Source organism: Bradyrhizobium jicamae (assembly GCF_018130215.1).
In the GTDB taxonomy this organism is placed as follows: domain Bacteria; phylum Pseudomonadota; class Alphaproteobacteria; order Rhizobiales; family Xanthobacteraceae; genus Bradyrhizobium; species Bradyrhizobium jicamae_A.
On record NZ_JAFCKQ010000014.1, the window covers coordinates 64,625 to 89,258 of the forward strand.

At 64.0% G+C, this 24,634-nt stretch carries 23 protein-coding genes; 12 read left to right on the plus strand and 11 right to left on the minus strand.

Features of this window, described 5'->3' with window-relative positions:
- Positions 1 to 29 precede the first annotated feature (29 nt).
- The gene (hisB, locus tag JQ586_RS17505; protein ID WP_212395846.1) at positions 30 to 623 is read right to left on the minus strand and encodes an imidazoleglycerol-phosphate dehydratase HisB; all 594 of its coding nucleotides are present in this window, start codon (positions 621 to 623) and stop codon (positions 30 to 32) included.
- 172 nt (positions 624 to 795) lie between these two features.
- Between hisB and hslV the strand changes: the two genes are divergently transcribed.
- From hslV to JQ586_RS17525, 4 genes are all read left to right on the plus strand, one after another.
- Positions 796 to 1,353 carry an ATP-dependent protease subunit HslV gene (gene hslV, locus JQ586_RS17510; protein WP_212395847.1) on the plus strand — a complete coding sequence of 186 codons (558 nt, stop codon included), beginning with the start codon at positions 796 to 798 and terminating at the stop codon, positions 1,351 to 1,353.
- Positions 1,354 to 1,355: 2 nt separating this feature from the next.
- Positions 1,356 to 1,841 carry a GNAT family N-acetyltransferase gene (locus JQ586_RS17515; protein WP_212395848.1) on the plus strand — a complete coding sequence of 162 codons (486 nt, stop codon included), beginning with the start codon at positions 1,356 to 1,358 and terminating at the stop codon, positions 1,839 to 1,841.
- Between the two features lie 63 nt (positions 1,842 to 1,904).
- Entirely contained in the window at positions 1,905 to 3,209 is a 1,305-nt protein-coding gene (gene hslU, locus JQ586_RS17520) for an ATP-dependent protease ATPase subunit HslU (RefSeq protein WP_212395849.1), read from the plus strand.
- A 149-nt stretch (positions 3,210 to 3,358) separates the two neighbouring features.
- Positions 3,359 to 4,489 (plus strand): hypothetical protein, encoded by a 1,131-nt coding sequence (locus JQ586_RS17525; RefSeq protein WP_212395850.1) that lies wholly within the window; start codon positions 3,359 to 3,361, stop codon positions 4,487 to 4,489.
- Here JQ586_RS17525 and JQ586_RS17530 read toward each other — a convergent pair.
- From JQ586_RS17530 to JQ586_RS17540, 3 genes are all read right to left on the minus strand, one after another.
- The gene (locus tag JQ586_RS17530; protein WP_212395851.1) at positions 4,486 to 5,079 is read right to left on the minus strand and encodes a Smr/MutS family protein; all 594 of its coding nucleotides are present in this window, start codon (positions 5,077 to 5,079) and stop codon (positions 4,486 to 4,488) included. The genes JQ586_RS17525 and JQ586_RS17530 overlap by 4 nt on opposite strands.
- The gene (locus tag JQ586_RS17535) at positions 5,076 to 6,512 is read right to left on the minus strand and encodes a murein transglycosylase A (RefSeq protein WP_409410996.1); all 1,437 of its coding nucleotides are present in this window, start codon (positions 6,510 to 6,512) and stop codon (positions 5,076 to 5,078) included. The genes JQ586_RS17530 and JQ586_RS17535 overlap by 4 nt, the downstream gene beginning before the upstream one ends.
- A gap of 145 nt (positions 6,513 to 6,657) precedes the next feature.
- Positions 6,658 to 7,362 carry a Tim44/TimA family putative adaptor protein gene (locus JQ586_RS17540; protein WP_212395853.1) on the minus strand — a complete coding sequence of 235 codons (705 nt, stop codon included), beginning with the start codon at positions 7,360 to 7,362 and terminating at the stop codon, positions 6,658 to 6,660.
- A 423-nt stretch (positions 7,363 to 7,785) separates the two neighbouring features.
- Here JQ586_RS17540 and secB point away from each other — a divergent pair, with 423 nt between their 5' ends.
- Positions 7,786 to 8,274, plus strand: a complete 489-nt coding sequence (gene secB, locus JQ586_RS17545; RefSeq protein WP_212395854.1) for a protein-export chaperone SecB — start codon at positions 7,786 to 7,788, stop codon at positions 8,272 to 8,274.
- 20 nt (positions 8,275 to 8,294) lie between these two features.
- Here the strand turns inward: secB and dnaQ are convergent, their stop codons facing one another.
- From dnaQ to JQ586_RS17565, 4 genes are read right to left on the minus strand one after another with little or no spacing between them, the layout of a single operon-like run.
- Positions 8,295 to 9,011 carry a DNA polymerase III subunit epsilon gene (gene dnaQ / locus JQ586_RS17550; RefSeq protein ID WP_212395855.1) on the minus strand — a complete coding sequence of 239 codons (717 nt, stop codon included), beginning with the start codon at positions 9,009 to 9,011 and terminating at the stop codon, positions 8,295 to 8,297.
- A gap of 27 nt (positions 9,012 to 9,038) precedes the next feature.
- Positions 9,039 to 9,638 carry a dephospho-CoA kinase gene (gene coaE, locus JQ586_RS17555; RefSeq protein WP_212395856.1) on the minus strand — a complete coding sequence of 200 codons (600 nt, stop codon included), beginning with the start codon at positions 9,636 to 9,638 and terminating at the stop codon, positions 9,039 to 9,041.
- Between the two features lie 30 nt (positions 9,639 to 9,668).
- Complete coding sequence (locus JQ586_RS17560) at positions 9,669 to 10,277, minus strand: Maf family protein (protein WP_212395857.1); 609 nt, start codon at positions 10,275 to 10,277, stop codon at positions 9,669 to 9,671.
- Between the two features lie 10 nt (positions 10,278 to 10,287).
- Positions 10,288 to 11,124: a pyruvate, water dikinase regulatory protein gene (locus tag JQ586_RS17565; protein WP_212395858.1), complete on the minus strand. Its 837-nt coding sequence runs from the start codon at positions 11,122 to 11,124 to the stop codon at positions 10,288 to 10,290.
- A gap of 445 nt (positions 11,125 to 11,569) precedes the next feature.
- Between JQ586_RS17565 and hemJ the strand changes: the two genes are divergently transcribed.
- The 7 genes from hemJ (at position 11,570) to JQ586_RS17600 (ending at position 19,930) form a co-directional block, all read left to right on the plus strand.
- Entirely contained in the window at positions 11,570 to 11,992 is a 423-nt protein-coding gene (gene hemJ, locus JQ586_RS17570; protein ID WP_212395859.1) for a protoporphyrinogen oxidase HemJ, read from the plus strand.
- Between the two features lie 250 nt (positions 11,993 to 12,242).
- The gene (gene rho / locus JQ586_RS17575) at positions 12,243 to 13,508 is read left to right on the plus strand and encodes a transcription termination factor Rho (protein WP_021078151.1); all 1,266 of its coding nucleotides are present in this window, start codon (positions 12,243 to 12,245) and stop codon (positions 13,506 to 13,508) included.
- Positions 13,509 to 13,818: 310 nt separating this feature from the next.
- Complete coding sequence (gene mnmE / locus JQ586_RS17580) at positions 13,819 to 15,153, plus strand: tRNA uridine-5-carboxymethylaminomethyl(34) synthesis GTPase MnmE (protein ID WP_212395860.1); 1,335 nt, start codon at positions 13,819 to 13,821, stop codon at positions 15,151 to 15,153.
- Between the two features lie 190 nt (positions 15,154 to 15,343).
- On the plus strand, positions 15,344 to 17,227 hold the full coding sequence (gene mnmG / locus JQ586_RS17585; RefSeq protein WP_212395861.1) for a tRNA uridine-5-carboxymethylaminomethyl(34) synthesis enzyme MnmG: 1,884 nt from the start codon (positions 15,344 to 15,346) through the stop codon (positions 17,225 to 17,227).
- Positions 17,228 to 17,349: 122 nt separating this feature from the next.
- Positions 17,350 to 18,015 (plus strand): 16S rRNA (guanine(527)-N(7))-methyltransferase RsmG, encoded by a 666-nt coding sequence (gene rsmG, locus JQ586_RS17590; RefSeq protein WP_212395926.1) that lies wholly within the window; start codon positions 17,350 to 17,352, stop codon positions 18,013 to 18,015.
- 31 nt (positions 18,016 to 18,046) lie between these two features.
- The gene (locus JQ586_RS17595) at positions 18,047 to 18,898 is read left to right on the plus strand and encodes a ParA family protein (RefSeq protein WP_212395862.1); all 852 of its coding nucleotides are present in this window, start codon (positions 18,047 to 18,049) and stop codon (positions 18,896 to 18,898) included.
- A 144-nt stretch (positions 18,899 to 19,042) separates the two neighbouring features.
- On the plus strand, positions 19,043 to 19,930 hold the full coding sequence (locus tag JQ586_RS17600) for a ParB/RepB/Spo0J family partition protein (RefSeq protein ID WP_212395863.1): 888 nt from the start codon (positions 19,043 to 19,045) through the stop codon (positions 19,928 to 19,930).
- 107 nt (positions 19,931 to 20,037) lie between these two features.
- Here the strand turns inward: JQ586_RS17600 and holA are convergent, their stop codons facing one another.
- The 3 genes from holA to leuS are packed head-to-tail and all read right to left on the minus strand — an operon-like array spanning position 20,038 to position 24,261.
- Positions 20,038 to 21,066, minus strand: coding sequence for a DNA polymerase III subunit delta (gene holA / locus JQ586_RS17605; protein WP_212395864.1), 1,029 nt, complete (start codon positions 21,064 to 21,066; stop codon positions 20,038 to 20,040).
- Between the two features lie 8 nt (positions 21,067 to 21,074).
- The gene (gene lptE / locus JQ586_RS17610) at positions 21,075 to 21,626 is read right to left on the minus strand and encodes an LPS assembly lipoprotein LptE (protein WP_212395865.1); all 552 of its coding nucleotides are present in this window, start codon (positions 21,624 to 21,626) and stop codon (positions 21,075 to 21,077) included.
- Complete coding sequence (gene leuS / locus JQ586_RS17615) at positions 21,613 to 24,261, minus strand: leucine--tRNA ligase (RefSeq protein ID WP_212395866.1); 2,649 nt, start codon at positions 24,259 to 24,261, stop codon at positions 21,613 to 21,615. The genes lptE and leuS overlap by 14 nt, the downstream gene beginning before the upstream one ends.
- Positions 24,262 to 24,634: the final 373 nt, after the last annotated feature.

A 24,634-nucleotide genomic window follows, 5' to 3' on the forward strand; every position in this document is an offset into this window, starting at 1 on the left:
CCGAATTGGTAGGCCGAAATGGTAGATGGTCAGCCGCCGAGCTGACCCTTCGTCGAGGGCACCTCGCCCGAGGCGCGCGGATCGATCGCGACAGCTGCCCGGAGCGCCCTGGCCAAACCCTTGAAGCAGGATTCGGCGATATGATGGCTGTTCTCGCCATATAGGGTCTCGACGTGCAAAGTCACGCCCGCATTCATCGTGAATGCGTTGAACCACTCGCGCACCAGCTCGGTGTCGAACTCGCCGATCTTGTCGCGCGGGAAGTCGGCCTTGAACACCAGCACCGGACGGCCGGAAATGTCGATCACGACGCGCGACAGCGTCTCGTCCATCGGCATGTGGATCGAGGCATAGCGGGTGATGCCGGCCATGTTGCCGAGCGCCTGCTTCACGGCCTGACCAAGCGCGATTCCGACGTCTTCGGTGGTGTGGTGGTAATCGACATGGAGATCGCCATCCGCCTTCACCGTGATGTCGATGCGCGAATGGCGGGCCAGGAGGTCGAGCATATGGTCGAAGAAGCCGATTCCGGTCGAAACCGTGGACACGCCCGTTCCATCGAGGTTCACCGTCACCTCGATGTCGGTCTCCTTGGTCTTGCGCCTGATGGTTGCGGTGCGCATGAAGATTAAGCTTTCCCGTGCCGAAAACGCCGGTCTTTTAACAGGCCGATGTCACCTTCGCTACTGCGGGATGACGCCGAAAAGCCCAAAACTTCCGGCCATGGTGAGCAAAATCCCCCGATTGTAACCCCCTGCCCGACCGCCTAAATCTGCCCCCAGAGAGAGGTAACCTATGCAAGCATCCCCAAACGAGCTGCCGGTCTGGCATGGCACCACGATTTGCACCGTCCGCAAGGGCGGCAAGGTCGTGATCGGCGGCGACGGGCAGGTCTCGATCGGCCAGACCGTGATCAAGGCCAATGCAAAAAAGGTCCGCCGGATCGGCAAGGGCGACGTGATCGGCGGCTTTGCCGGCGCCACCGCCGATGCCTTCACCCTGTTCGAGCGGCTCGAAAGCAAGCTGGAGCAATATCCGGGGCAGTTGACCCGGGCGGCCGTCGAGCTCGCCAAGGACTGGCGTACCGACCGCTATCTGCGCCGGCTCGAGGCCATGATGATCGTCGCGGACAAGGACGTCTCCCTGGTCTTGACCGGCACCGGCGACGTGCTGGAGCCTGAATCCGGCGTCATGGCGATCGGCTCCGGGGGGAACTATGCGCTCGCCGCCGCCCGCGCATTGATCGACACCGACAAGGACGCCGAGACCATCGTGCGCCGCGCGCTCGATATCGCGGCCGATATCTGCGTCTTCACCAACAGGAACGTGACGATCGAGACGATCGGCGGCTGAGCATGGCTGGCCCCTATCGCTTTCGCCCGATGACGACGGACGACCTGCCGCTGGTCAAGCGGTGGCTCACGCTGCCGCATGTCCGGGAGTGGTGGGGCGATCCGGCAGAGCAATATGCGCTGGTCAGCGGCGACCTCGACGAGCCGGCGATGGACCAGTTCATCGTCACGACCACGGAGCGCGATTTCGGCTACATCCAGTGCTATGACCTGACCGCGTGGGATTCCGGCTTCGGCCGCCAGCCCGGGGGAGCGCGCGGCATCGACCTGTTCATCGGCGAACCCGGCATGATCGAGCTTGGTCATGGTGCCGCGCTGATCCGCAGCTTCGTCGAGGAGCGGCTGGCGCAAGGCGTCCCGCGAATCCTCACCGATCCCAGCCCGGCGAACGAACGTGCGGTCCGCGCCTATGAGAAGGCGGGCTTCCGCAGGACGCGCATGGTCGAGACACCAGACGGACCGGCGCTCTTGATGGTCCGCGACGCATGACACCAAGGTCGCAGGCACGGAACAGCGCTTGCCGACGGCTTTCTTTCAACCTAGCTAGAGCCCATGACCGACTTCTCCCCCCGTGAAATCGTTTCCGAACTTGACCGCTTTATCGTCGGCCAGGGCGACGCCAAGCGTGCGGTGTCGATCGCCCTGCGCAATCGCTGGCGGCGGCTGCAGCTTGCCGGTTCCTTGCGCGAGGAGGTTCTGCCCAAGAACATCCTGATGATCGGGCCGACCGGCGTCGGCAAGACCGAGATCGCGCGGCGGCTGGCCAAGCTCGCGGGCGCGCCGTTCCTCAAGGTCGAGGCCACCAAGTTCACCGAGGTCGGCTATGTCGGCCGCGACGTCGAGCAGATCGTCCGCGACCTCGTCGAGGTTGCGATCACGCAAACCCGCGAGCGCAAGCGCAAGGACGTCCAGGCACGTGCCCAGCTCGCGGCTGAAGAGCGCGTGCTGGATGCCCTGGTCGGTGCGTCCTCCAGCCCTGCGACGCGCGAATCGTTCCGCAAGAAGCTGCGCGCAGGCGAGCTCAACGACAAGGAAATCGAGATCGAGACCCAGTCGTCCGGCAGCGGCATGCCGATGTTCGAGATCCCCGGCATGCCCGGCGCCCAGATGGGCGCGATCTCGCTCGGCGACATCTTCGGCAAGATGGGCGGGCGCAGCAAGACGCGCCGCCTCACGGTCGAAGGCTCGCACGAGATCCTGGTCAACGAGGAATCCGACAAGCTGCTCGACACCGACCAGCTGGTGCTGGAAGCGATCAGCGCGGTCGAGAACAACGGCATCGTGTTCCTCGACGAGATCGACAAGATCTGCGTGCGCGAGAACCGCGCCGGCGGCGACGTCTCGCGCGAAGGCGTGCAGCGCGACCTGCTGCCGCTGATCGAGGGGACCACGGTCTCGACCAAGCACGGCACCGTCAAGACCGACCACATCCTGTTCATCGCCTCGGGCGCATTCCACATCGCAAAGCCGTCGGACCTGCTGCCCGAGTTGCAGGGCCGCCTGCCGATCCGCGTCGAGTTGCAGGCGCTGACGCGGGACGACATGCGCCGGATCCTGACCGAGCCCGAGGCGTCGCTGATCAAGCAATACGTCGCGCTGATGAAAACCGAGGGCGTGACGCTCGAGATCACCGATGGCGCGATCGACGCGCTGGCCGACATCGCCGTTGCCGTCAATTCGACGGTCGAGAACATCGGCGCGCGGCGATTGCAGACCGTGATGGAGCGGGTGCTGGACGACATCTCCTTCACCGCGCCCGACCGCAACGGCGAGACCATCCAGGTCGACGCCGATTACGTGACCCGGCATGTCGGCGACCTCGCCAAGAACACCGATCTCAGCCGGTTTATTTTGTAGGCCTTGCAGCTAAGATCGCCCGTCCCTGCGCAAGCAGGGACCCATAACCACCGGCGACCATTATGGAAGCGCGTAGCGGCCCCGGCCTTCGCCAAATGCAGGCTGGTGGTCATGGGTCCCGGTTCGCCCTTCGCCTGGCCGGGACGACAATGAGTCTTGATTTGAGATTTTGGCAAAACCCCTGGCGCCTGCTGCTGGCCATCAACGCCGCCGTCATGCTCGGGGTGTTTCTGGTCAAGATCCGGCTGCCGCCATACGTCCCCTACATCCACCTGCTGGTCGACTATCACTACGGCTTCACCAAGCGCGCGCTGGTCGGCGCCATCGTCTCACTGTTCACCGACAAGGTGCCGGTGTGGCTGGTGTTTGCGCTCGCCGGCGCGATCTGGCTGGTGACGCTCGGCCTGTTCGCAAAGCTGTTTCGCCGCACCTTCGGCTTTGACGATGCGCATTTGCCGCTGTTCGTCTTCATCGCGGGATCGCCGTTCTTCCTGAAGAATTTCATGCACACGCTCGGCCATTTCGACATCTATGGCTGCGCGCTGACGATCGTGCTGCTGCTGATCCCGGCGCGCTCCATCGCCTATGTGCTGGTGGCCGCGCTGATGTCGGTCGTGCTGATCCTGATCCATCACATCTTCGTCCTGATGTACGTGCCGACCATTGCGGCCATCGTGGTGCTGCGCCTCTACCTCGTGCAGGGTGTGACGCCGCGCAATGCCGCGGCCGGGATCGTGGCGCTGGCAGCAGTCGGCATCCTGTTCCTGGTCGCGCAATTCGCCGGCACGGTCGATGTGCCCTATGACGAATTCCTTCGCCATCTGCGGGACCGGATGGTCGATCCATCGCGGACCGATCTGCTTCAGTTCGGCTACATCTGGTATCAGCCGCTGTCGAAGGAGATCACCGATACCTGGGCCCGCATGCCCTCGAACATCCTCGGCATCCCGGTGTTTGCGCTCCTGATCTGGCTGCACGCACCGCTGTGGCGCTATTTCGCACGGCTGATCGGCGCGCTCGGCAGCGACTTGCATCGGAAAGTCGTGATAGCGGCGATCATGATGATCAGCGCCGGCTACCTCATCATGTTCGCGGTCGTGTTCGACTATTCGCGCTGGATCTCGAACTGGGCGGTCTGCATGTTCCTGATGCTGCATGCGGTGAAGATGCTGCCGTCGTCGAAGGACGTGCCGATGATCCCGCCAGACGATCGCGGCACGAACACCTTCGGCTGGGTCGTCACGCTGATCCCGCGCGTCGGGATCGTGCGACCGTTCTAGCCGCGGGCTCTCCGCACGCGCACATAGAGGGCGCCCTCGCCGCCGTGGCCGATATGGGCTTCCTCGAAGCCGACGACCAGCGAGCGGAATTCCGGCAGGCTGAGCCATTCCGGCACCTGGCGCCGCAGCACGCCGCGCTCCGGGTCCGCCCCGCCGACCTTGCCCTTGCCGGTGATGACGAGCACGAAGGTCAGCCCGTCGTGATGGGCGCGCTGCAGGAAGTCGAACAGCACCCGATGCGCGCGCGTCTGCGTCATCCCGTGCAGATCGAGCCTTGCGTCGATCTCATGCCTGCCGCGCGACAGTTTCGCGCGCTCGCGGCGGCCGATCGGCGCCAGCGGCGGCACTTGCGGCCGCGGTACCGGGACGGCCTTCACGGGCGTTTGCGGTTTGACCGGCACGGGCTTGGCCGCAATGTGGGGCGTGGCCGCGTCGTGGGATGCGGCATGAGCTTTCGCCTGCGCGGGCTTCTTGCGCAGCGGCTTGACCTGTTTCGCAACGCTCTCCCACAGCGCGCGCTCCTCCTCGCTCAGCGCACGCTTGCGCCGCGATGGGGCGGAGAGATCGGGAATCGGTGCGGGGCGCTTCATTGGTAGCGGTGATGGCGATAGCGCCGGAAACGCCGCTTCTCCTGGACTTGCGGAATGTCGGGCCGGGCGGCCGGCAGCGGCACCGGTTCTGCCACAGGGGCAGCCTGCGCAACAGGGGTCGTCGCAGGAGGTGCCGCCGGCCTGGCAGGCGCGGCACCCTTTGCCGGAACCGCCGGGTTGACCGCATCCTTGGCCGTCGTCTTGGCGGCGGACACGGCTTGCGTATCCGCGGACCTGTCCTTCTGCGGATCGGTCTGCGGAAACAGCTTTGCGATCCTGGCCGACGGCCGCGCATCCGGCACCGGCAGCTTGCGCCCGCGCGCGACGGGGTCGAGGCCCTTCGGCACCAGCATCACGAACTGCATGTTGTGGCGAAGCCGGCCCGAGACCTTTCCCGCATCGGCGCCCGCCCCGAAATAGAGATCGGCGCGCGCCGGACCGACGATGGCCGAGCCGGTGTCCTGTGCGATCATCAGCCGGTGGAACGGCGTCTTCGATTGCTCCGATTCAATAGGCAACTCGCCCGCGATGAAGAACGGTGTGCCGTAGACATGCAGCGCCTTGTCGACGGCGATCGAACGGCCCGGCGTCAGCGGCACGCCCTGGGCGCCAACGGCCTCGTCCTTGTCCGACAGCGGGACCTCGCGGAAGAAGACATAGGCGCGGTTCTGCCGCCGCAGTTCCTTGGCGCCGTCAGGGTTCTGGTCCATCCACTCCCTGATCTTCTGCATCGACATCTGGTCCCTCGGGATGATGCCGCGGTCGATCAGGATGCGTCCGACCGGCGTGTAGGGATAGCCATTATGGGCGTCGTAATTGATGCGCAGCGTGGTGCCGTCGGTCAGCTTGATCCGCGCCGAGCCCTGGATCTGCGCGAACAGCAAATCGGTCTGGCTCTTCAGCCAGCAGATTTCGAGGCCGCGGCCGGCGATCGCACCATCCTCGATCTGGGCGCGGTCGTAATAAGGCACGAGCTTGCGCCGGCCGATCTTGCGGTACACCGGACCGCTGTTGGGCAGGCCGACCGAATCCTGCGTCTTGCCGCGCACGAACAGGTTGGACGGGCGGCGATAGACCGGTACGTTGAACACGTCGGTCTGCGTCCGCGAGCCCTCGAGTACCGGCTCGTAATAGCCGGTGACAAAGCCGGCATCCTCGCCGAGCCGCGAGATACGCAGCGGCACGAAGTTCTGTTCGAAGAAATCCCTGGCCTCGGCGCTGTCGCTGAGCTCGAGCGCTTTGGCGATCCGGCAGGGGTCGCGCAGCGAGCTGCCGAGCGCTTTCGGTTCGGCCGGCGTGCCCTGCTGGGCTGCGATCGGCTTGCAGCTGGCGCGGAACGCCTTGTAGGCCGCAAGATGATCGTCGTCGTTCCAGCCCTGGAGTTCCGCCCAGGAGACCGGCTGGTACTGGCTGCCGTTCACCTGCAGCGGCAATTCGAGATTGGGATAGGGAATCTGGCGCGCATGCTCGTGTGGCGACGCGTGACGATTCAATCTGTAGCGCGCGGCTATCGCCGCCGTGGAACACAGAACAGCCAGCGCGCAACACGCAATGGCGAGGCGCCCATAGCTGAGACGTCTAGTGAGCGCTTCCAGTACCAACCAGCTTCCAATTCGGATCGCGGGATGTCGCGTCGCGGGCGAAGGTCCAGACATCGGTGATGTCGGCAACCTTGTCCGGACTGCCGTCGACGATCGTGGCCGCCTTGTCGCGCGTAACCGAGATCATCTGCGACACGAAACGGACCGTGAGCTGGGCCAGACGATCGCGTGTTTCCGCGCCGACGATCTCGGCCTTGTCGATCGACACGAATCGTGTCTCGGTCTTCTGCTCGTGCTTCTCGCGATCCTTGATCGCGGTCTCGAAGCTTTCGTAGACCTCGGTCGACAGCAGGTCCTTCAGTGCGCGGCGATCGCCATTGGCAAAGGCCAGCACGATCATCTCATAGGCCGAGCGCGCGCCCGACAGGAAATGCCGCGGATCGAACGAGGAGTCCTGGGCGGCCACCGCGTCGAGGCCCTGCGCCAGCGGCGTTCCCGGCTCGGCAACGCCCTTCCAGCGATCCGACGGTTCAGCCGGCTCGGCTGACGGAGCCATCGGCGGCTGGTCGATCACCGAGCCCGGCATCGGGACAACATTGTTATCCTGGCTGCGCTGCACGACGTTGGGCGCGGCACGATCATAAGGCGGCCGCTCGCTTCCCGTGCGCTGTCCGAGGACGCTGCGCAGGCGCAGGAAGATAAAGACAGCCAGCGCCAGGAAGATGATGGTGTAGATGTCCACGTCGAATTCGCTTTCTGGTCTCTGCCGGCAACCGGCCGGCCGTCCAAGTGCTTCCGGTCAAACGTTCCCGGTCAGGAACGGCAGAGATTACATCGCCGATTGAGTCCGCAGCATGTAGGCACGAAACTATGCCCGGCCAATGGCGCTTTTTGGCGCGCCCAATTGTAGCGCGTTTTAATGGTGGGGGGAAACCCGTTACTGCCCGGAAATCGCGCATATTCAATAATTTAGGAAGTCGTTAAGGGATTGCGCCAGAAGCTTGGCAACCTCCCGCGCCGCAAATACTCCGGGCGCAGTTTCGGTTCGTCGTCCTTGTCGACCGAGCCGGGCCTATGATAGCCACTCGCGCGGCATCGACTTCCAACACCTTAACGCGTGCCGTCGGACACCCTGTCCATCGAACGCCGCTTCAGGAGACATTTCATGACCAACGGCAACGGCGCACCCGTCGAACAGGCCCCTCCCCAGCTCAACGTCCTGGCGCAGTACACCAAGGACCTCTCGTTCGAGAATCCGAACGCCCCGTCCTCGCTCGGCCCGCAACAGCAGCAGCCGGCGATCAACATCCAGATCAATGTCGGCGCCAACAACCTCTCGGAGAACGAGTTCGAGGTCATCCTGTCGATCGAGGGCAAGGCCGAGAGCGCGGGCAAGGTGATGTTCAGCTTTGACCTCGCCTATGCCGGCGTGTTCCGGATCGTGAACGTTCCGAAGGAAAACCTGCATCCGCTGGTCATGATCGAGTGCCCGCGCCTGCTGTTCCCGTTCGCGCGCGAGATTGTCGCGACCTCGGTCCGCGACGGCGGCTTCCCGCCCCTGATGCTCGATCCGGTCGATTTCGTCGGTCTCTACCGCCAGAACATGGAACGGCAGGCCGCCGCCCAGGCAGCGTCCGGCGTCAAGCCGAGCTGATCGGCGCGTTTGGGTGAGATCTAGGCGGCCGGCGCAGCAGCCGGCGCCGGCAAATAGTCGTTCCAGATCGGCTTGTCGCCGAGCGTAGCGACGAACGCCCGGTGTGCGTCGCGATCGGCGTCGCTGACCCGCGCGACGAGCGGAACTTCGCGCTGCCGCCGCGGTGAATCACCATAGCTGCCGGCGCGCGTATCCGACGTCTCCGATGCCAGGATGAGCTGGGACTGCCGGGCGCCGATCAGGTCGATATAGACCTCGGCGAGCAGCTCGGCGTCGAGCAGCGCGCCGTGCTTGGTGCGGCGGGAATTGTCGATCGAATAGCGCGAGCAGAGATCGTCGAGCCGGTTCGACACGCCGGGATGCTTGCGGCGCGCGAGCAGCAGAGTGTCGACCAGGCGGTCCTTCGGGATCGCCTGCTTCTTGATCCGGTCGAGTTCGGCATTGATGAAGCTGACGTCGAACGACGCGTTGTGGATCACCAGCGGCGTATCGCCGATGAAGGCCAGGAACTCGTCGACCACCTCGCTGAAAAGCGGCTTGCTGGCGAGGAATTCGGTCGACAGACCGTGCACGGCGAACGCTTCCGCCGGCATGTCGCGCTCGGGATTGATGTAGACGTGGTAGGTCTGTCCCGTCGGCATGCGGTTGAAGATCTCGACGCAGCCGATCTCGACCAGCCGGTCGCCGCGCAACGGATCAAGGCCGGTGGTTTCGGTATCGAGAACGATTTCACGCATGGAGTGTAAGGACCAGACCGCGGCGAATCAGGCGCGCCGCTTCGGCATCTTAGCAACCTCGCCCAGAATGTCGCGGATGCGAGCGCGCACCGGATCAAGCCCGTGCGAGGTATCCACTATGAAATCCGCGCGCTTGCGCTTCTCGGCATCCGGCATCTGCTTGGCGATGATGGCGTCGAGCTTTGCGGCATCCATGGTGCCACGGGCCAGCACGCGCTCGCGCTGCAGCTCCGGCGACGTGGTGACGACAACGACAGCGTCGACGCGCTTCTCGCCACCGGTCTCGAACAGCAAGGGAATGTCGACGACGACGACCGGCGCGCCGGCGGCTTCGGCTTCGGCAAAAAATTTCTGGCGGGACGCCCCGAGCATCGGGTGCACGATCTGCTCGAGCTGCTTCATCGCGGCGGCATCGCCCACCACGCGCGCCGAGAGCCTTGCACGATCGACCTTGCCGTTGGCCGTCGTGCCGGGAAATGCGGCCTCGATCGCCGGCGCGGCTTCGCCCTCGTACAATTGATGCACCGAAGCGTCGGCGTCGTAAACGGGAACGCCGGCTTCCGTAAACAGCTTTGCGGTGGTGGATTTCCCCATCCCGATCGAGCCGGTCAGTCCAAGGATCAACATCTTTGCGCCGCCATGTCTCTTGAAAGCAGCCTACACTGCAAGCAGCTTCTCGCCGCGCAGGAAGGCGAGCAAGGAAAGCAGCGGCAGGCCCAAAATGGTGAAATGGTCGCCCTCGATGCGCTCGAACAGATGCACTCCGAGGCCTTCGAGCTGATAGGCACCGACGCTGGTGGTGACCGCGTCGCCCGCCGCATCCAGATAGGCATCGATCTCACCGGCGCTGAGCCGCCGCATCGTCATGCGCGCAACGCTCACATCCGCAAACAGTATCTTGCCATCGCACGCGACCGAGACGGCCGAATGCAGCTCATGGACCTGGCCGGCAAGCAGGTGCAGCTGCTCGGCGGCCTGGGCTCGTCCGGACGGCTTGCTGAACATCCGCAACCCCAGCGCCAGCGTCTGGTCGGCGCCGACGACAAAGTGTCCAGGCCGCCGCCTCGAAATGAACAGCGCCTTCTCACGCGACAGCAGAGAGGCGACCTCGCCCGGTGCCGAAAGCCCGGAATCCCGCTGCACGGCGCGCTCGTCGATATCGGCAGGCAGCGCCTCGAAATCGAGGCCGGCATTCTCGAGTAGCATCTTCCGCGTGCGGCTTTGCGACGCGAGAATCAGTCTGCTTTGGCCGCGCCAGATGCTCATGACGGGATCGTCACTCCGACGGCCGCGCCCGTTGGCGGTCGGCATAGAGCTTCATCACCGCCGCGGCCGTCTCCTCGATCGAGCGACGGGTGACGTCGAGCAGCGCCCAGTTGAATTTCGCGCTGAGTCGCCGCGCGAAAGCGACCTCGTCGGCGACAGCCTGCTTGTCGATATAAGTTTCGTTGTCGCGGTCACCCATGGTGAGCAAGCGGTTCTGCCGGACCTGAATCAGCCGTTCCGGAGTTGCATGCAGGCTGACCACCAGTGGCTTCGTCAAGGTCTCGAGTTGATGCGGCAGCGGAATGCCCGGCACCAGCGGCACGTTGGCGGTACGGATGCCGCGGTTGGCGAGATAGATCGAGGTCGGCGTCTTCGATGTGCGCGATACACCGACCAGCACGACATCGGCCTCCTCGAGGCCTTCGACATGCTGACCATCGTCATGCATCATGGTGAAGTTCAGCGCATCGATGCGGCGGAAATATTCGGCGTTGAGCACGTGCTGGGCGCCGACACGCCCGGTGGTCGCTGCACCGAGATAGGCCTCGAACAATTGCATCACCGGCCCGATGATCGACAGGCTCGGGACGTTGATCTCCCTGCACTTCGCCTCGAGCCGGCCGACCAGGTCCTTCTCGAGCAGCGTGAACAGCACGATGCCGGGTGACTCCTCGATCTCGTCAAGCACGCGATCGAGCTGCTTCTGGCTGCGCACCAGCGGATAGACATGCTCGACCGCAGTGACATTGGCATATTGCGCGGCGACCGCGCGCGCCACCGTGATCAGCGTCTCGCCGGTCGAGTCCGACACCAGATGCAAATGAAAATAATTGGAGTTCGTCGCCACCAAAACCCCTGTCTATCCTGTGAGTCCCTGTGGAGGTCGGGGACGAGAATCCGAGCCGACCGCCCGGCCCCGGGATATCTCATCCCTTTCTTCACAGCACCTCGCAAAAGGATAAGTCCACGTCATGGCCGTGATGATAGTGAGAAGATGTGGATTTGTCTCTTCATAAGCTGGCCACGGGCCTGCGCAAGCAATTGAGTCGAACGGCCAAAACTGAACGAGGGTGCCGGCAAGGCAGAATGTTGAGGGATGTGAACAAGCCGGCACCAACGACGGGATCGCCTTGCATGAGTCAAATCCACCGCCATTCAGACTCAAACCTTAGATTCTAAAATTAATAGGTTTAGGAGAGCCGAGCTTGCGGATATGTATCCGTCCCTCGCCAGGACGGCTTCGCTTGCAACGCCAAGACCGTCCGAGCTGTTCCCTGAAAGGCACCCCCTCGATGTATGAGTGGATCAAGGCGCTGCACATCATTGCCGTTATCTCCTGGATGGCGGGCATGCTGTATCTGCCACGGCTGTTCGTCTATCATTGCGAGGCCGAGGTTGGCTCGAAGCAGTCCGAGACGTTCAAGGTGATGGAATGGCGGCTGCTCAAGGCGATCATCAACCCCGCGATGATCGTGACGTGGCTCGCCGGTCTCTATCTGGTATGGGCCGGACACTGGTACCTCTCCGGCTGGTTTCACGCCAAATTGACGCTGGTGCTGATCCTGTCGGGCGTCCACGGCTTTTTTTCCCGCTGCGTGAAGGATTTCGCCGCCGACCGAAATCGGCGTACGCAGAAATTCTACCGTATTATCAATGAGGTACCGACGCTGTTGATGATCCTGATCGTGATCTGCGTGGTCGTGAAGCCATTCTAGGCGCGTTGATGCTCAAGAAGCGTGCTTCAGTCCTTCTTGCGGAGGTTGGATCGATTTTCTATATAGATGTTGTCCCACCCTACGCAGGCGGATGTGGTCGCGTTCCGGTTCTTTTTGGATCGGCGCCGCATCAGGTTTGAAGCCCCAACGGCACTTTCCTGGCTGAGACCTGCGGACCTTCCTTTGGCGTCCGCTTTTTCCAAGCCACCTCGCATCCCTTCCCTACTTACTTCCTCACAGGACTACCCCAATGCGGGAAATCAAACTCCAGGACCTCAAATCGAAAACGCCGGCCGAGCTCGTCTCGTTCGCGGAAGAGAACGGGGTCGAAAATGCCAGCACCATGCGCAAGCAGGAGCTGATGTTCGCTATCCTCAAGCAGCTCGCGATCGCTGAGACCGACATCATCGGTGAGGGCGTCGTCGAGGTTCTGTCTGACGGCTTCGGCTTCCTTCGTTCGCCCGATGCGAACTATTTGCCCGGCCCCGACGACATCTACGTCTCTCCCTCGCAGATCCGCCGTTTCGGCCTGCGCACCGGCGATACCATCGAAGGCCATATTCGCAGTCCGAAGGAAGGCGAACGCTATTTCGCGCTGCTCAAGGTCAACACGCTCAATTTCGAAGATCCCGAGAAGTCGAAGCACAAGGTCAATTTCGACAACCTGACGCCGCTGTTCCCGAATCAGCGCTTCCGCATGGAGCTCGAGGATTCGACCAAGAAGGACCTGTCCGCCCGCGTCATCGACATCGTCGCTCCGATCGGCAAGGGCCAACGCGCCCTGATCGTGGCGCCGCCGCGTACCGGCAAGACGGTGCTGATGCAGAACATCGCGCACTCCATCACCGCCAATCATCCCGATTGCTACCTGATCGTGCTCCTGATCGACGAGCGTCCTGAAGAAGTCACCGACATGCAGCGCTCGGTGAAGGGCGAGGTGGTGTCGTCCACCTTCGACGAACCGGCGGTGCGTCACGTCCAGGTCGCCGAGATGGTGATCGAGAAGGCGAAGCGCCTGGTCGAGCATGGCCGCGACGTCGTGATCCTGCTCGATTCGATCACGCGCCTCGGCCGCGCGTACAACACCGTGGTGCCGTCATCCGGCAAGGTGCTGACCGGCGGCGTCGACGCCAATGCGTTGCAGCGGCCGAAGCGGTTCTTCGGTGCGGCCCGAAATATCGAGGAGGGTGGTTCGTTGACCATCATCGCGACCGCACTGGTCGATACCGGCAGCCGCATGGACGAAGTCATTTTCGAAGAGTTCAAGGGCACCGGTAACTCCGAACTGATCCTCGACCGCAAGGTCTCGGACAAGCGGACCTTCCCGGCGATCGACATTGCGCGATCCGGCACCCGCAAGGAGGAGCTCATCACCGATCCGCAGGTGCTCAAGAAGATGTATGTTCTGCGCCGCATCCTCAATCCGATGGGCACCATGGATGCGATCGACTTCCTGCTCGACAAGCTGCGGAATACGAAGAGCAATTCGGAGTTCTTCGATTCCATGAACACCTGAGGCCAGGGTCTCGAATGAAAAGGGCGCTCCGCGAAGACGGGGCGCCTTTTTTCATGCTGCGGTTTTGCTGCAGCTGAGTGCAGCATGAATTGGAGAGCGGTTTCGGACAACCGTCCATTTTAAGATATTGAATTATTTATATATTTCAGTAGGTGGAAGGAATTGGGGGGCGATCGAGGCGCGGCGCCTGCAACATAATTGCTGCAGATTTGTTGCAGCTGAAATTCGTTCTGTTGCAATGCAACATATCGCGGGACAGATTGGGACCACAATCGCGTTGCCTTCGCAACGGCTCGGGAACAAATAGGCGATGCATCCGCGTGACCAAACCATCTTTGCCCTGTCCTCTGGGCGACCGCCGAGCGCTATCGCGATCGTCAGGGTTTCTGGGCCAATGGCCGAGACGGTCGTTTCCCGGCTGGCTGGCCGGATGCCGGTGCCACGCATGGCGACGCGCGCGCTTCTCCACGGTCAGGATCAGCGGCCGATCGATGACGCCGTCGTGCTGTGGTTTCCAGGTCCCGCGAGTGCGACCGGCGAGGACGTCGCCGAATTCCATGTCCACGGAGGGCGTGCGGTCCTCGCCGCACTGTTCAATGCGCTCGCGGCATTTGAGAATGTGCGCGCCGCCGAGCCCGGTGAATTCACCCGCCGGGCCTTTGAGAATGGCAAGCTCGATCTGACCGAGGCCGAAGGCCTGGACGATCTCATCCATGCCGACACCGAGCGGCAGCGGCGCCAGGCTCTGCGCCAGTTGAAAGGCCTGCTTGGCGATCGGGCGCGCGACTGGCGCGAGCGGATCATTGCGGCGTCGGCGCTGATCGAGGCCGGGATCGATTTCTCCGACGAGGGCGACGTGCCCGCCGAGCTGATCGCGCCGGCGCTGGCGAAGGTCGAATCGCTGCGCGACGAGATCCGGAATGTGCTTGCCGCCCAGGGTCAAAGTGAACGGCTGCGCGACGGACTGGTGGTCGCCATTGCTGGTCCACCGAACGTCGGCAAATCGACCCTCATCAACCAGCTCGCGCGGCGCGACGTCGCGATCGTCTCGCCGCATGCCGGAACCACGCGCGACGTGATCGAAGTGCAGCTCGATCTCGACGGCTATCCCGTCACGGTCATAGATACCGCCGGCATTCGCGAGACGGATGATCCAGTCGAGCAGGAAGGCGTGCGTCGCGCACGGCTACGCGCCGACGAAGCCGATCTCGTGCTGTGGCTGGCGGACGGTGCAGGTGAGGTGGGTGCGCATGACGGAGCGGCGCCGGTCTGGCTGGTGCGCAACAAGATCGATCTTGACGCGATGCGGCCGAACGAGCCGGGCGAGGGGAGTGTACGGCCCGAATTCGGGATCTCGGCGGCGCGCGGCGACGGTCTTCCGGAACTGATCAAGGCCCTGGTTGGCTTCGCCCACGATTATTTTGGCACGAGCGAGGGCGGCTTGATTGGCCGAGCCCGACAGCGCAAATTGCTGCAGGAGACAGCTGAGTCGCTCAGCCGCAGCCTCGATGTGATCGAATTGGGCGAGGAACTCGCCGCCGAAGAGCTCCGCCGGGCGGCTATGTCCCTCGGCCGGCTGCTGGGCCGGGTCGACGTCGAGGACATCCTCGACGTGATTTTCCGGGAATTCTGTGTAGGCAAGTAATAATACTTCATTCGCAGCTCGGACGGCTTCGTTTCACGTGAAACATCGGCCTCGGAAGGGCTTGGAAAGTTCCGTGTTTCACGTGAAACGCATCTGAGGTCCAAGTTGGGTGCCCTTTGTTTCACGTGAAACAGTCGACCTTTCAACTTCGTTCTTCCGGCATTCATCACTCCGCGATAGAAGTCCCGCCATGAACTCTCGGGCGGACACATTTGATGTCATCGTCATCGGCGGCGGCCATGCCGGCTGCGAGGCCGCGAGCGCTGCTGCCCGGATGGGCGCGAAGACGGTACTGGTGACCCACCGGTTCGCGACCGTCGGCGCGATGTCCTGCAACCCCGCCATCGGCGGGCTTGGAAAGGGGCACCTGGTACGTGAGGTCGATGCGCTCGATGGCCTGATGGGCCGGGTTGCGGATGCCGGAGGCATTCAGTTCCGGATGCTCAATCGGCGGAAGGGTCCGGCCGTCCGCGGGCCTCGGGCGCAGGCGGACCGCAAGCTTTATGCCGCGGCGATGCAGGCCGCGATTGCAGAAACCGCCAATCTGAGCGTGGTTGAGGGCGAGGCCGACGAGCTGATCGTCGCGGAGCGCCGCGTCACCGGCATTCGCCTTGGTGATGGACGTCTCTTCGCTGCCGGCGCCGTCGTGATCACGACCGGGACCTTTCTACGCGGCCTGATCCATCTCGGCGAGGAGAATTGGCCGGCCGGCCGGGTCGGCGAGGCGCCGGCGATGGGTCTTTCCAAGTCTTTCGAGCAGGCCGGGTTCACCTTGGGACGGCTCAAGACCGGAACACCGCCGCGACTCGATGGGACCACGATCGACTGGTCGGTGGTCGAGATGCAGCCGGGCGATGATCCTCCGGAGCCGTTTTCGGTGATGACTGACCGGATCACGAACCCGCAGATCCAGTGCGGCATAACCCGGACCACACCCGCCACCCATGACGTGATCCGGGCCAATGTCCATCGCTCACCGATGTATTCCGGCCAGATCAAGAGCACCGGACCCCGCTATTGTCCGTCGATCGAGGACAAGATCGTCCGCTTCGGAGATCGCGACGGCCACCAGATCTTCCTGGAGCCGGAAGGGCTCGACGACACCACGGTCTATCCGAACGGCATCTCGACCTCGCTGCCGGAGGAGGTTCAGCTCGCGATCCTCGCCAGCATTCCCGGCCTTGAGCGGGTGAAGATGGTGCGACCAGGTTATGCGATCGAATATGATCACGTTGATCCGCGGGAGCTCGATCCGACCCTGCAGACCAAGCGGCTCAAGGGCCTTTTCCTGGCGGGTCAGATCAACGGTACCACGGGGTACGAAGAAGCAGCCGGGCAGGGCATCGTTGCGGGGCTCAATGCTGCATTGGCCGCTGGCAGCGTCGATCCGATCGTGTTTGATCGTGCGGATGGCTATCTCGGGGTGATGATCGACGACCTCGTGACCCGCGGGATCACTGAGCCCTATCGGATGTTCACTTCGCGGGCTGAGTATCGGCTGACGTTGCGGGCTGACAATGCGGATCAGCGGCTGACCAGCAAAGGCATTGCGCTCGGCTGCGTCGGGGCGGCGCGCACGGAGCGCCATCGGGCCAAGATGGCGGCGCTGGAGACAGCGAAGATGCTGGCGCGGTCGCTGTCGATCACGCCGAACGAAGCCGCAAAGCACGGCCTGTCTCTGAACCGGGATGGCCACCGCCGCTCGGCCTTTGAGCTGCTGGCCTATCCGGAGATCGAGTGGTCCGCGGTCCAGGCGATTTGGCCGGAACTGGCGGCCGTTGAGCCTGATATTGCGGTGCATCTCGAGATCGATGCCAAATACGATGTGTATCTGAAGCGCCAGACCGCCGACGTCGATGCCTTCCGTCGCGACGAGGGGCTGGTTCTGACCGACATCGACTATGCCGACGTCCCCGGCCTCTCGAACGAAGCGCGTGCCAAGCTCCAGAAGGCGCAGCCGCGGACGGTCGGGCAGGCGGGTCGCATCGACGGCATGACGCCGGCGGCATTGGGGATTCTGGCGGCCTATCTGCGACGCGAGGCGCGGCGCAAGGGTGCCAGGGCGTCGGCCTGACGTTTCACGTGAAACACGGTAGGCCCCTGGCCTATCAGAGGTCATTGCGAGGTCCATCGTTCCCCGGAACGGCCATCATGGATTGTTTCGCTACGCTTTCGAACGGATCGGCGATCGAACGAATGGCTCCAACATCGCATCCCGCAACTGTTGCTGTCTCGGCGCCCGACAAAGGCGCGGCGCTCGCGCTCACCCCTGTTTCACGTGAAACGGAAGCGCGGCTGGACCGGTACGTCGCGCTCCTCCTGGAGTGGCAGGCCAAGACCAACCTCGTGGCGCCATCGACGCTTCCAAATCTCTGGACCCGCCATATCTCCGACTCGCTGCAGCTCCTGAGCTTGGCGCCATTGGCCAAATCCTGGGTCGACCTCGGCAGTGGCGGCGGCTTTCCGGGTGTGGTGCTGGCCTGCGCATTGGCTGAGGTGCCCGGTGCCTCGATCCACCTGGTCGAGCGAATCGCCAAGAAGGCCGCCTTCCTGCGCGAAGCGATTCGCGTCACCGCCGCGCCGGGGACTGTGCATCTGGCTGATATCGGGGATACTGTGGATAGAATCTCTGGTCCGATCGATTGCGTCACCGCGCGGGCGCTGGCTCCATTACATCAACTCATCGGCTTCGCGGAGCCGTGGGTCAGAAGGGGCGCGAGAGCGCTGTTTTTGAAAGGTCAAGATGTAGAGGCTGAATTGACCGAGGCCACTAAATATTGGAATATTCAGCCAGAACTTCATGCCAGCCGCACCGGCGGACACGGCTGGATCGTCGAGCTCGGGTCAATCGAGCGGCGCTAGGGGGCTCCGCACCAGCAAATGGTATTTTGGTATGACCGTGATGGACGAGGTTTATCAAGAGGATAGGGCGCCCCGAGCGCCAGCCCATCCGCGCATCCTCGCGCTCGCCAACCAGAAGGGCGGCGTCGGCAAGACCACCACAGCGATCAATCTCGGCACGGCACTCGCTGCGATTGGCGAACGCGTCCTGGTCGTCGATCTCGATCCCCAAGGCAACGCCTCGACCGGCCTCGGCATCGACCGTCGCAACCGCAACTGCTCGACCTATGACGTGCTGATCGGCGAGGCGCCGCTGCGCGACGCCGTGGTCGCGACCGCGGTACCGCGGCTGCACATCGCGGCTTCCACCATGGATCTCTCCGGCCTCGAGCTCGAGCTCGGCACCACGCCCGGCCGCGCCTTCCGGCTGCGCGATGCGATCGCGGCGCTCAACACCAACGTCTCGCCGGACTCCGACTACACCTATGTGCTGATCGACTGCCCGCCGTCGCTCAACCTGCTCACCGTGAACGCGATGGCGGCCTCGGATGCGATCCTGGTGCCGCTGCAGTGCGAGTTCTTCGCGCTCGAAGGCCTGTCGCAATTGCTGCAGACCGTGGAGCAGGTGCGCTCGACGCTCAATCCGAACCTGTCGATCCACGGCATCGTGCTGACCATGTTCGACTCGCGCAACAACCTCTCCAACCAGGTCGTCGCCGACGTGCGCCAGTTCATGGGCGCCAAGGTCTACAACACCATGATCCCGCGCAACGTCCGCATTTCGGAAGCGCCGTCCTACGGCAAGCCGGTGCTGGTCTACGATCTCAAATGCGTTGGCAGCGATGCGTATCTGAAGCTCGCGACCGAGGTGATCCAGCGCGAGCGCGAGCTGCGCACGCACTGATGATGCGTCGGATGGGTGGAGCGAAGCGATACCCGTCCTCGCCGCCCGCAAACAGAGCGATGGGTTTCGCTTCGCTCTATCCATCCTACGATTCCTAGATTTAAGTCCGGAGTACTGCGCGTGAATCCAAGGGAGCTGGCAACAATGGCTGATGAAGCGCGTTCGCGACTGGGACGCGGGCTTGCAAGCCTGATCGGGGATGTCGGCGGCGAGGCCGCGCATGTCGAGCGGCCGCGTACGCAGCGCAAGGTGCCGATCGAATTCCTCAAGGCCAATCCGCGCAACCCGCGGCGCACCTTCGCCGATGCCGAACTCGGCGAGCTCGCCGAGTCGATCAAGCAGCGCGGCGTGATCCAGCCGATCGTGGTGCGCGCGATCAAGGGTGTGCAGGATCGCTACGAGATCATCGCCGGCGAGCGCCGCTGGCGCGCCTCGCAGCTCGCCGGCCTGCACGAAGTGCCGATCGTGCCGGTCGAGGTCGGCGACTCCGACGCGCTCGAGATCATGATCATCGAGAACGTCCAGCGCGAAGACCTCAACGCGATGGAAGAGGCGCAGGGCTATCACGCGCTCGCCGACGAGTTCAAACGCAGCCAGGAGGACATCGCCCGGATCGTCGGCAAGAGCCGCAGCCACGTCGCCAACATGATGCGGCTGACCAGGCTGCCGGCCGAGGTGCAGGCGCTGATCGCCAGGGGAGATCTCTCCGCCGGTCACGCCCGCGCGCTGATCGGCGTGCCCGATCCGCTGGCTGCAGCGAAGCGCATCGTCGCCGAAGGCCTCAACGTCCGCCAGGCCGAGGCGCTGGCGCATGAAGAGGGTGTGCCGGAGCGCAAGCCGCAGAAGGCACGCTCTGGCGCCGCGGCCAAGGCCAGCAAGGATGCCGACACCATCGCGCTGGAGAAGCGCGTCAGCGATGCGCTCGGCCTTGCCGTCACCGTCAGCCATCGCGATCCCGGCGGCACCGTCCAGATCAGCTATCGCAACCTCGAGCAGCTCGACGAGGTGGTGCGGCGGCTGGAGGGCGGTTAGCCATTCTGTCATTCCGGGGTACGTGTCAGCGCGAACCCGGAATCTCGCGCCATTACCTCTGGATTCCGGGGTCATGCTTCGCATGTCCCGGAATGACTCATTCAAACTCACCCCCTTCGCTTCGCATTCGCCGCGATCGAGAGCAGCGCGCGCTGTCCGATCACGGCGGCGAGCGAGGCCTGCTTGCGCATGTCGAGCGCCGCAGTCGCGAGCTGATCGATGATCGTGACCAGGCGCGGCGCGCTGAAATTGCGCAGGGCGATCTCGACCGCCGGCTTGCGCGAGAAGTGCAGTCGCGGAAATCCGCCCTCGAGCACGGCCGATGCAGGCGTCCCATCGGCGATCGCGAGCGCCGACTTGTGCAGCCATGCCGCCTGGCGCTGCGCGGCCGAGATGATCACGCCGGGATAGGTGCCGGCCACCATCGCTTTCGCGAACTCGCTCTCGACCAGCGCGGCGTTGCCGGCGAAGGCTCCGTCGACGATCGGGTCGAGCTTCAGGTCGGAGGCGTCGGAGACGACAGTCATGACATCGTCGAGCGTGATCTCGCCCTTGCCGTGAGCGAACAGCGCGAGCTTGCGCAGCTCGTTGCGCGAGGCCTGGCGGTCACCGCCGAGCAGCGACATCAGGACCGCGCGCGCGTCCTGCGAGAGCCGCAGATTCGAGACACGCAGTTCGTCCTCGATCAGTTTCGCCAGGTCGCGCTCGGTGTCGGGATAGCAGCCGATCGCGACGGCGTTTTTCGCGCGCTCGCAGGCCTTGCGCAGCGGCGATTCCGGCCGCAGCTCGCCGGCCTCGATGACGATCCGGCAATCCTTCAACGGCGAATCGGCGAGCGTATCGACGCCGCTGGCAAAATTGCGCGAGCCGGCGCGGACGCGGATGGCGCGGCGGCCGCCGAACAGCGGCACCGTCATTGCCTCGTCGACCAGGCGCGACGGTTCCGCGGCGAGCTCGTCGCCATCGAGCCGCACCAGCGAAAAGGGATCGTTGGGATCGTCGACGGCCGAGGCCATCAGCGCGTCGGCGCGCTCGCGCACGAGGCCGGCGTCCGGTCCGTAAAGCAGGATGATCGGCCGGCCGGCGTCGGGCCGGGCGAGGAAGCTGTCGATCTCTTTTCCGCGAAGCGCGACCAATGCGGCGATCAGGTTCCGGTGGCGAAATAGGAGGCGAGCCGGGTCTGGATGTTGTCGGCGATCTCCTGCGCGGCACGGTCCTCGGCATCGCGCAGGGCGCGCGCGCGGGCGAAGCGTTGATAGGAGCCCGGCATGTCATACGACACGCGCGAGAAGGTCGTGCCGGTCATGACCGACTTGTTGGTTGCGATCTCGACCAGGTTGAACTGCGCGTCGATGTTGTAGTTTTCGCTGGTCGGCAAGGCGGTATTCGGATCGATCATCAGCGACGAGCGGCCGCTGTTGAATCTCAGCACCAGCCGGTGGGTCGGCGCCATTCCGGTGGCGTTGCCGTAAAGCTTGAAGGCGAGCGCATTGCGGATCTCGACGCCGACGCGGGCCTCGCGCGAGGCATTGGCCTTGTCGACCGGCGGAACCTCGACGCCCATCAGCCTTTCGCGCAGGCCGGGAGTGCCGTCGGTATGCTCGGCATACATCGGCTGGAAGCAGCCGGCCGTCATCGCGGCCAAGGCGGCCACGGCAACCAGCCGGGCGACGATCCTGATCCTAGCCGACGACATTGACGATCCTCATGGGCACTACGATCACCTTGCGGACGGCTTTGCCGCCCAGGGCCAGCTTTACCGCATCAAGGGCCAAAACGGCAGCCTCTATATCCGCATTTTGGGCGGTGCGTGGCACGGTAACATCACCCCGCTTCTTGCCGTTGACCTGGACCACCATGGTCACGTTGTCTTCGACCAGCAAATCGCGTTCGATTTGGGGCCAATCCGCCTCCGACACCAGCCCGTCCTGGCCGAGGACCACCCAGCACTCCTCGGCAAGATGCGGCATCATCGGCGAAACCAGCTGGACCAGGATGGTTGCAGCTTCCCTGACGGCCCATGCGATGTCGGGGACCGGCTTGCCGCCCTTCGCGGCCTGCCTGTCGGCTTCCCTGGCCAGCAGATCGGCCAGCGCGTTGGTGAACTCCCGGATATGGGCGAGACACACGTTGAAATGCAGCCGCTCGATCCCGGACGACACCTTGTCCAGCGCGCCATGGGCCGCCTTGCGCAGCGCCAGAGGCTCGGGGCCGAACGACGCCGGGCGTTCCGCCGGTGCCGACTTCGCAATCTCGGCCGATTCGTTCACCAGCCGCCACAGCCGCTGCACGAAGCGCGCGGCGCCCTGCACCCGCTCGTCGCTCCAGATCACGTCGCGGTCCGGCGGGGAGTCCGACAGCATGAACCAGCGCGCGACGTCGGCGCCATAGCTCGCGATGATGTCGTCGGGGTCGACGGTGTTCTTCTTCGACTTCGACATCTTCTCGATCGGGCCGATCGAGATGTCCTCGCCGGTGGCCAGCAGCACCGCGCGACGGCCATTGCCGCCGACCTCGACCTTCACCTCGGCCGGCGTGACCCAGGTGCCGTCGGCCTTCTGGTAGGTCTCGTGCACCACCATGCCCTGGGTGAACTGGCCGGCGAACGGCTCGGCCATGTCGATATGGCCGGTGGCCTTCATCGCGCGGGTGAAGAAGCGGCTGTAGAGCAGATGCAGGATCGCGTGCTCGACGCCGCCGATATACTGGTCGACCGGCATCATCCGGTTGACGATCGCGGGCGTCGTTGGCGCCGCTTCGTTCCAGGGATCGGTGAAGCGCGCGAAGTACCACGATGAGTCAACGAAGGTGTCCATCGTGTCGGTTTCGCGCACGGCCTTGCCGCCGCATTGCGGGCAGCTGACGTGCTTCCAGGTCGGATGATGGTCCAGCGCGTTGCCCGGCTTGTCGAATGTCGCATCCTCCGGCAGCGTCACCGGCAGCTGGTTGTCAGGCACCGGCACCACGTCGCATTTGGGGCAATGGATCACAGGGATCGGGCAGCCCCAGTAGCGCTGGCGCGAAATGCCCCAATCGCGCAGGCGGAAGTTCACCTGCCGCTCGGCCACTGGCGCATTGCCGCGCAACTCGCTTTCCAGCCGCTTCGCGACCTCTTCCTTGGCTGCGTCGATGGTCATGCCGTCGAGGAAGCGCGAATTGATCATGCGGCCGTCGCCGTCATAGGCAACGTCGGTGATCACGAACGTCTTCGGGTCCTGGCCCTCGGGGCAGACCACCGGCACGTTGCCGAGGGCATATTTGTTGACGAAGTCGAGGTCGCGCTGGTCGTGCGCCGGGCAGCCGAAGATCGCGCCGGTGCCGTATTCCATCAGCACGAAGTTCGCGACATAGACCGGCAGCTTCCAGCTCGGGTCGAACGGGTGGAGCGCCTTGATGCCGGTGTCGAAGCCCTGCTTCTCGGCGGTGTCGATGATCTCCTGCGCGGTGCCGATCTTCTTGGTGTCGGCGATGAACTCCGCGAGCTTGGGGTTCTTCGCGGCTGCGGCCTGCGCCAGCGGATGATCGGCCGAGATCGCCATGAATTTGGCGCCGAACAGCGTGTCCGGCCGCGTGGTGAAGATCTTCAGCTCGCTCTCGCCGGCCGGCGTGGTTGCCGCATCCAGCGCGAAGCGGATCAACAGGCCTTCGGAACGGCCGATCCAGTTGCGCTGCATCAGCCGCACCTTGTCGGGCCAGCGATCCAGCGTGTCGAGCGCATCCAGCAGTTCTTGTGAGTATTTCGTGATCTTGAAGACCCACTGGCTCATTTCCCGTTGTTCGACAACGGCGCCCGACCGCCAGCCGCGGCCGTCGATCACCTGCTCGTTGGCGAGCACGGTCATGTCGACGGGGTCCCAGTTCAGCTTGCGCTTCTCGCGTTCGGCGAGGCCGGCGCGCAGCATGTCCAGGAACATCTTCTGCTGATGCTTGTAGTAGCGTGGGTCGCAGGTCGCGAACTCCCGGCTCCAGTCGAGCGACAGCCCGATCGACTTGAGCTGCTTCTTCATCGCGGCGATGTTGTCGTAGGTCCAGGCCTTCGGCGCCACCTTGCGCTCGATCGCGGCGTTCTCCGCCGGCAGGCCGAACGCGTCCCAGCCCATCGGATGCAGCACGTTGTATCCCCTGGCGCGCATGAACCGCGCCAGCACGTCGCCCAGCGTGTAGTTGCGGACGTGCCCGATATGGATGCGCCCGGACGGATAGGGGAACATCTCGAGCACGTAGTATTTCGGCCGCGGATCGTCGTTCTTGGAGGCGAAGATCGCCTTCTCATCCCACTCGCGTTGCCAGCGGGGCTCGGATTCACGGGCGTTGTAGCGTTCGGAGGTCATGAAATCGCAGGGTTTTTGGGTGGTTTTCGGGTCCCATTGGGGACGGCGGACTAGGCCACAGAAACGCCCATGGGGTCAACGGCTTGGGACGTGCCAAAAGGAGCATCGCTGGGACGGGGCCCCTGCAGATGGTGCGGGGGAGGGTGGGGCGCTGACCGAAGTCTCGGTTTAGGGCCCGTTGAGGAACTGCCGCCGGAACGACACTGAATCTCGGGCGCAGCCAGTGACTCATGCGCTCATACCCTCGCGACATGAATTGCCCGAGCTTTGCATCTCGTTCCGCCCTCTCCTTGAACTGAGGGCGCAGGGAAAGCCGGGTGCCGATCGCACCCATGGGCCCCGTGCAATGTAGAAAGCACGGGGGTAGGACCAC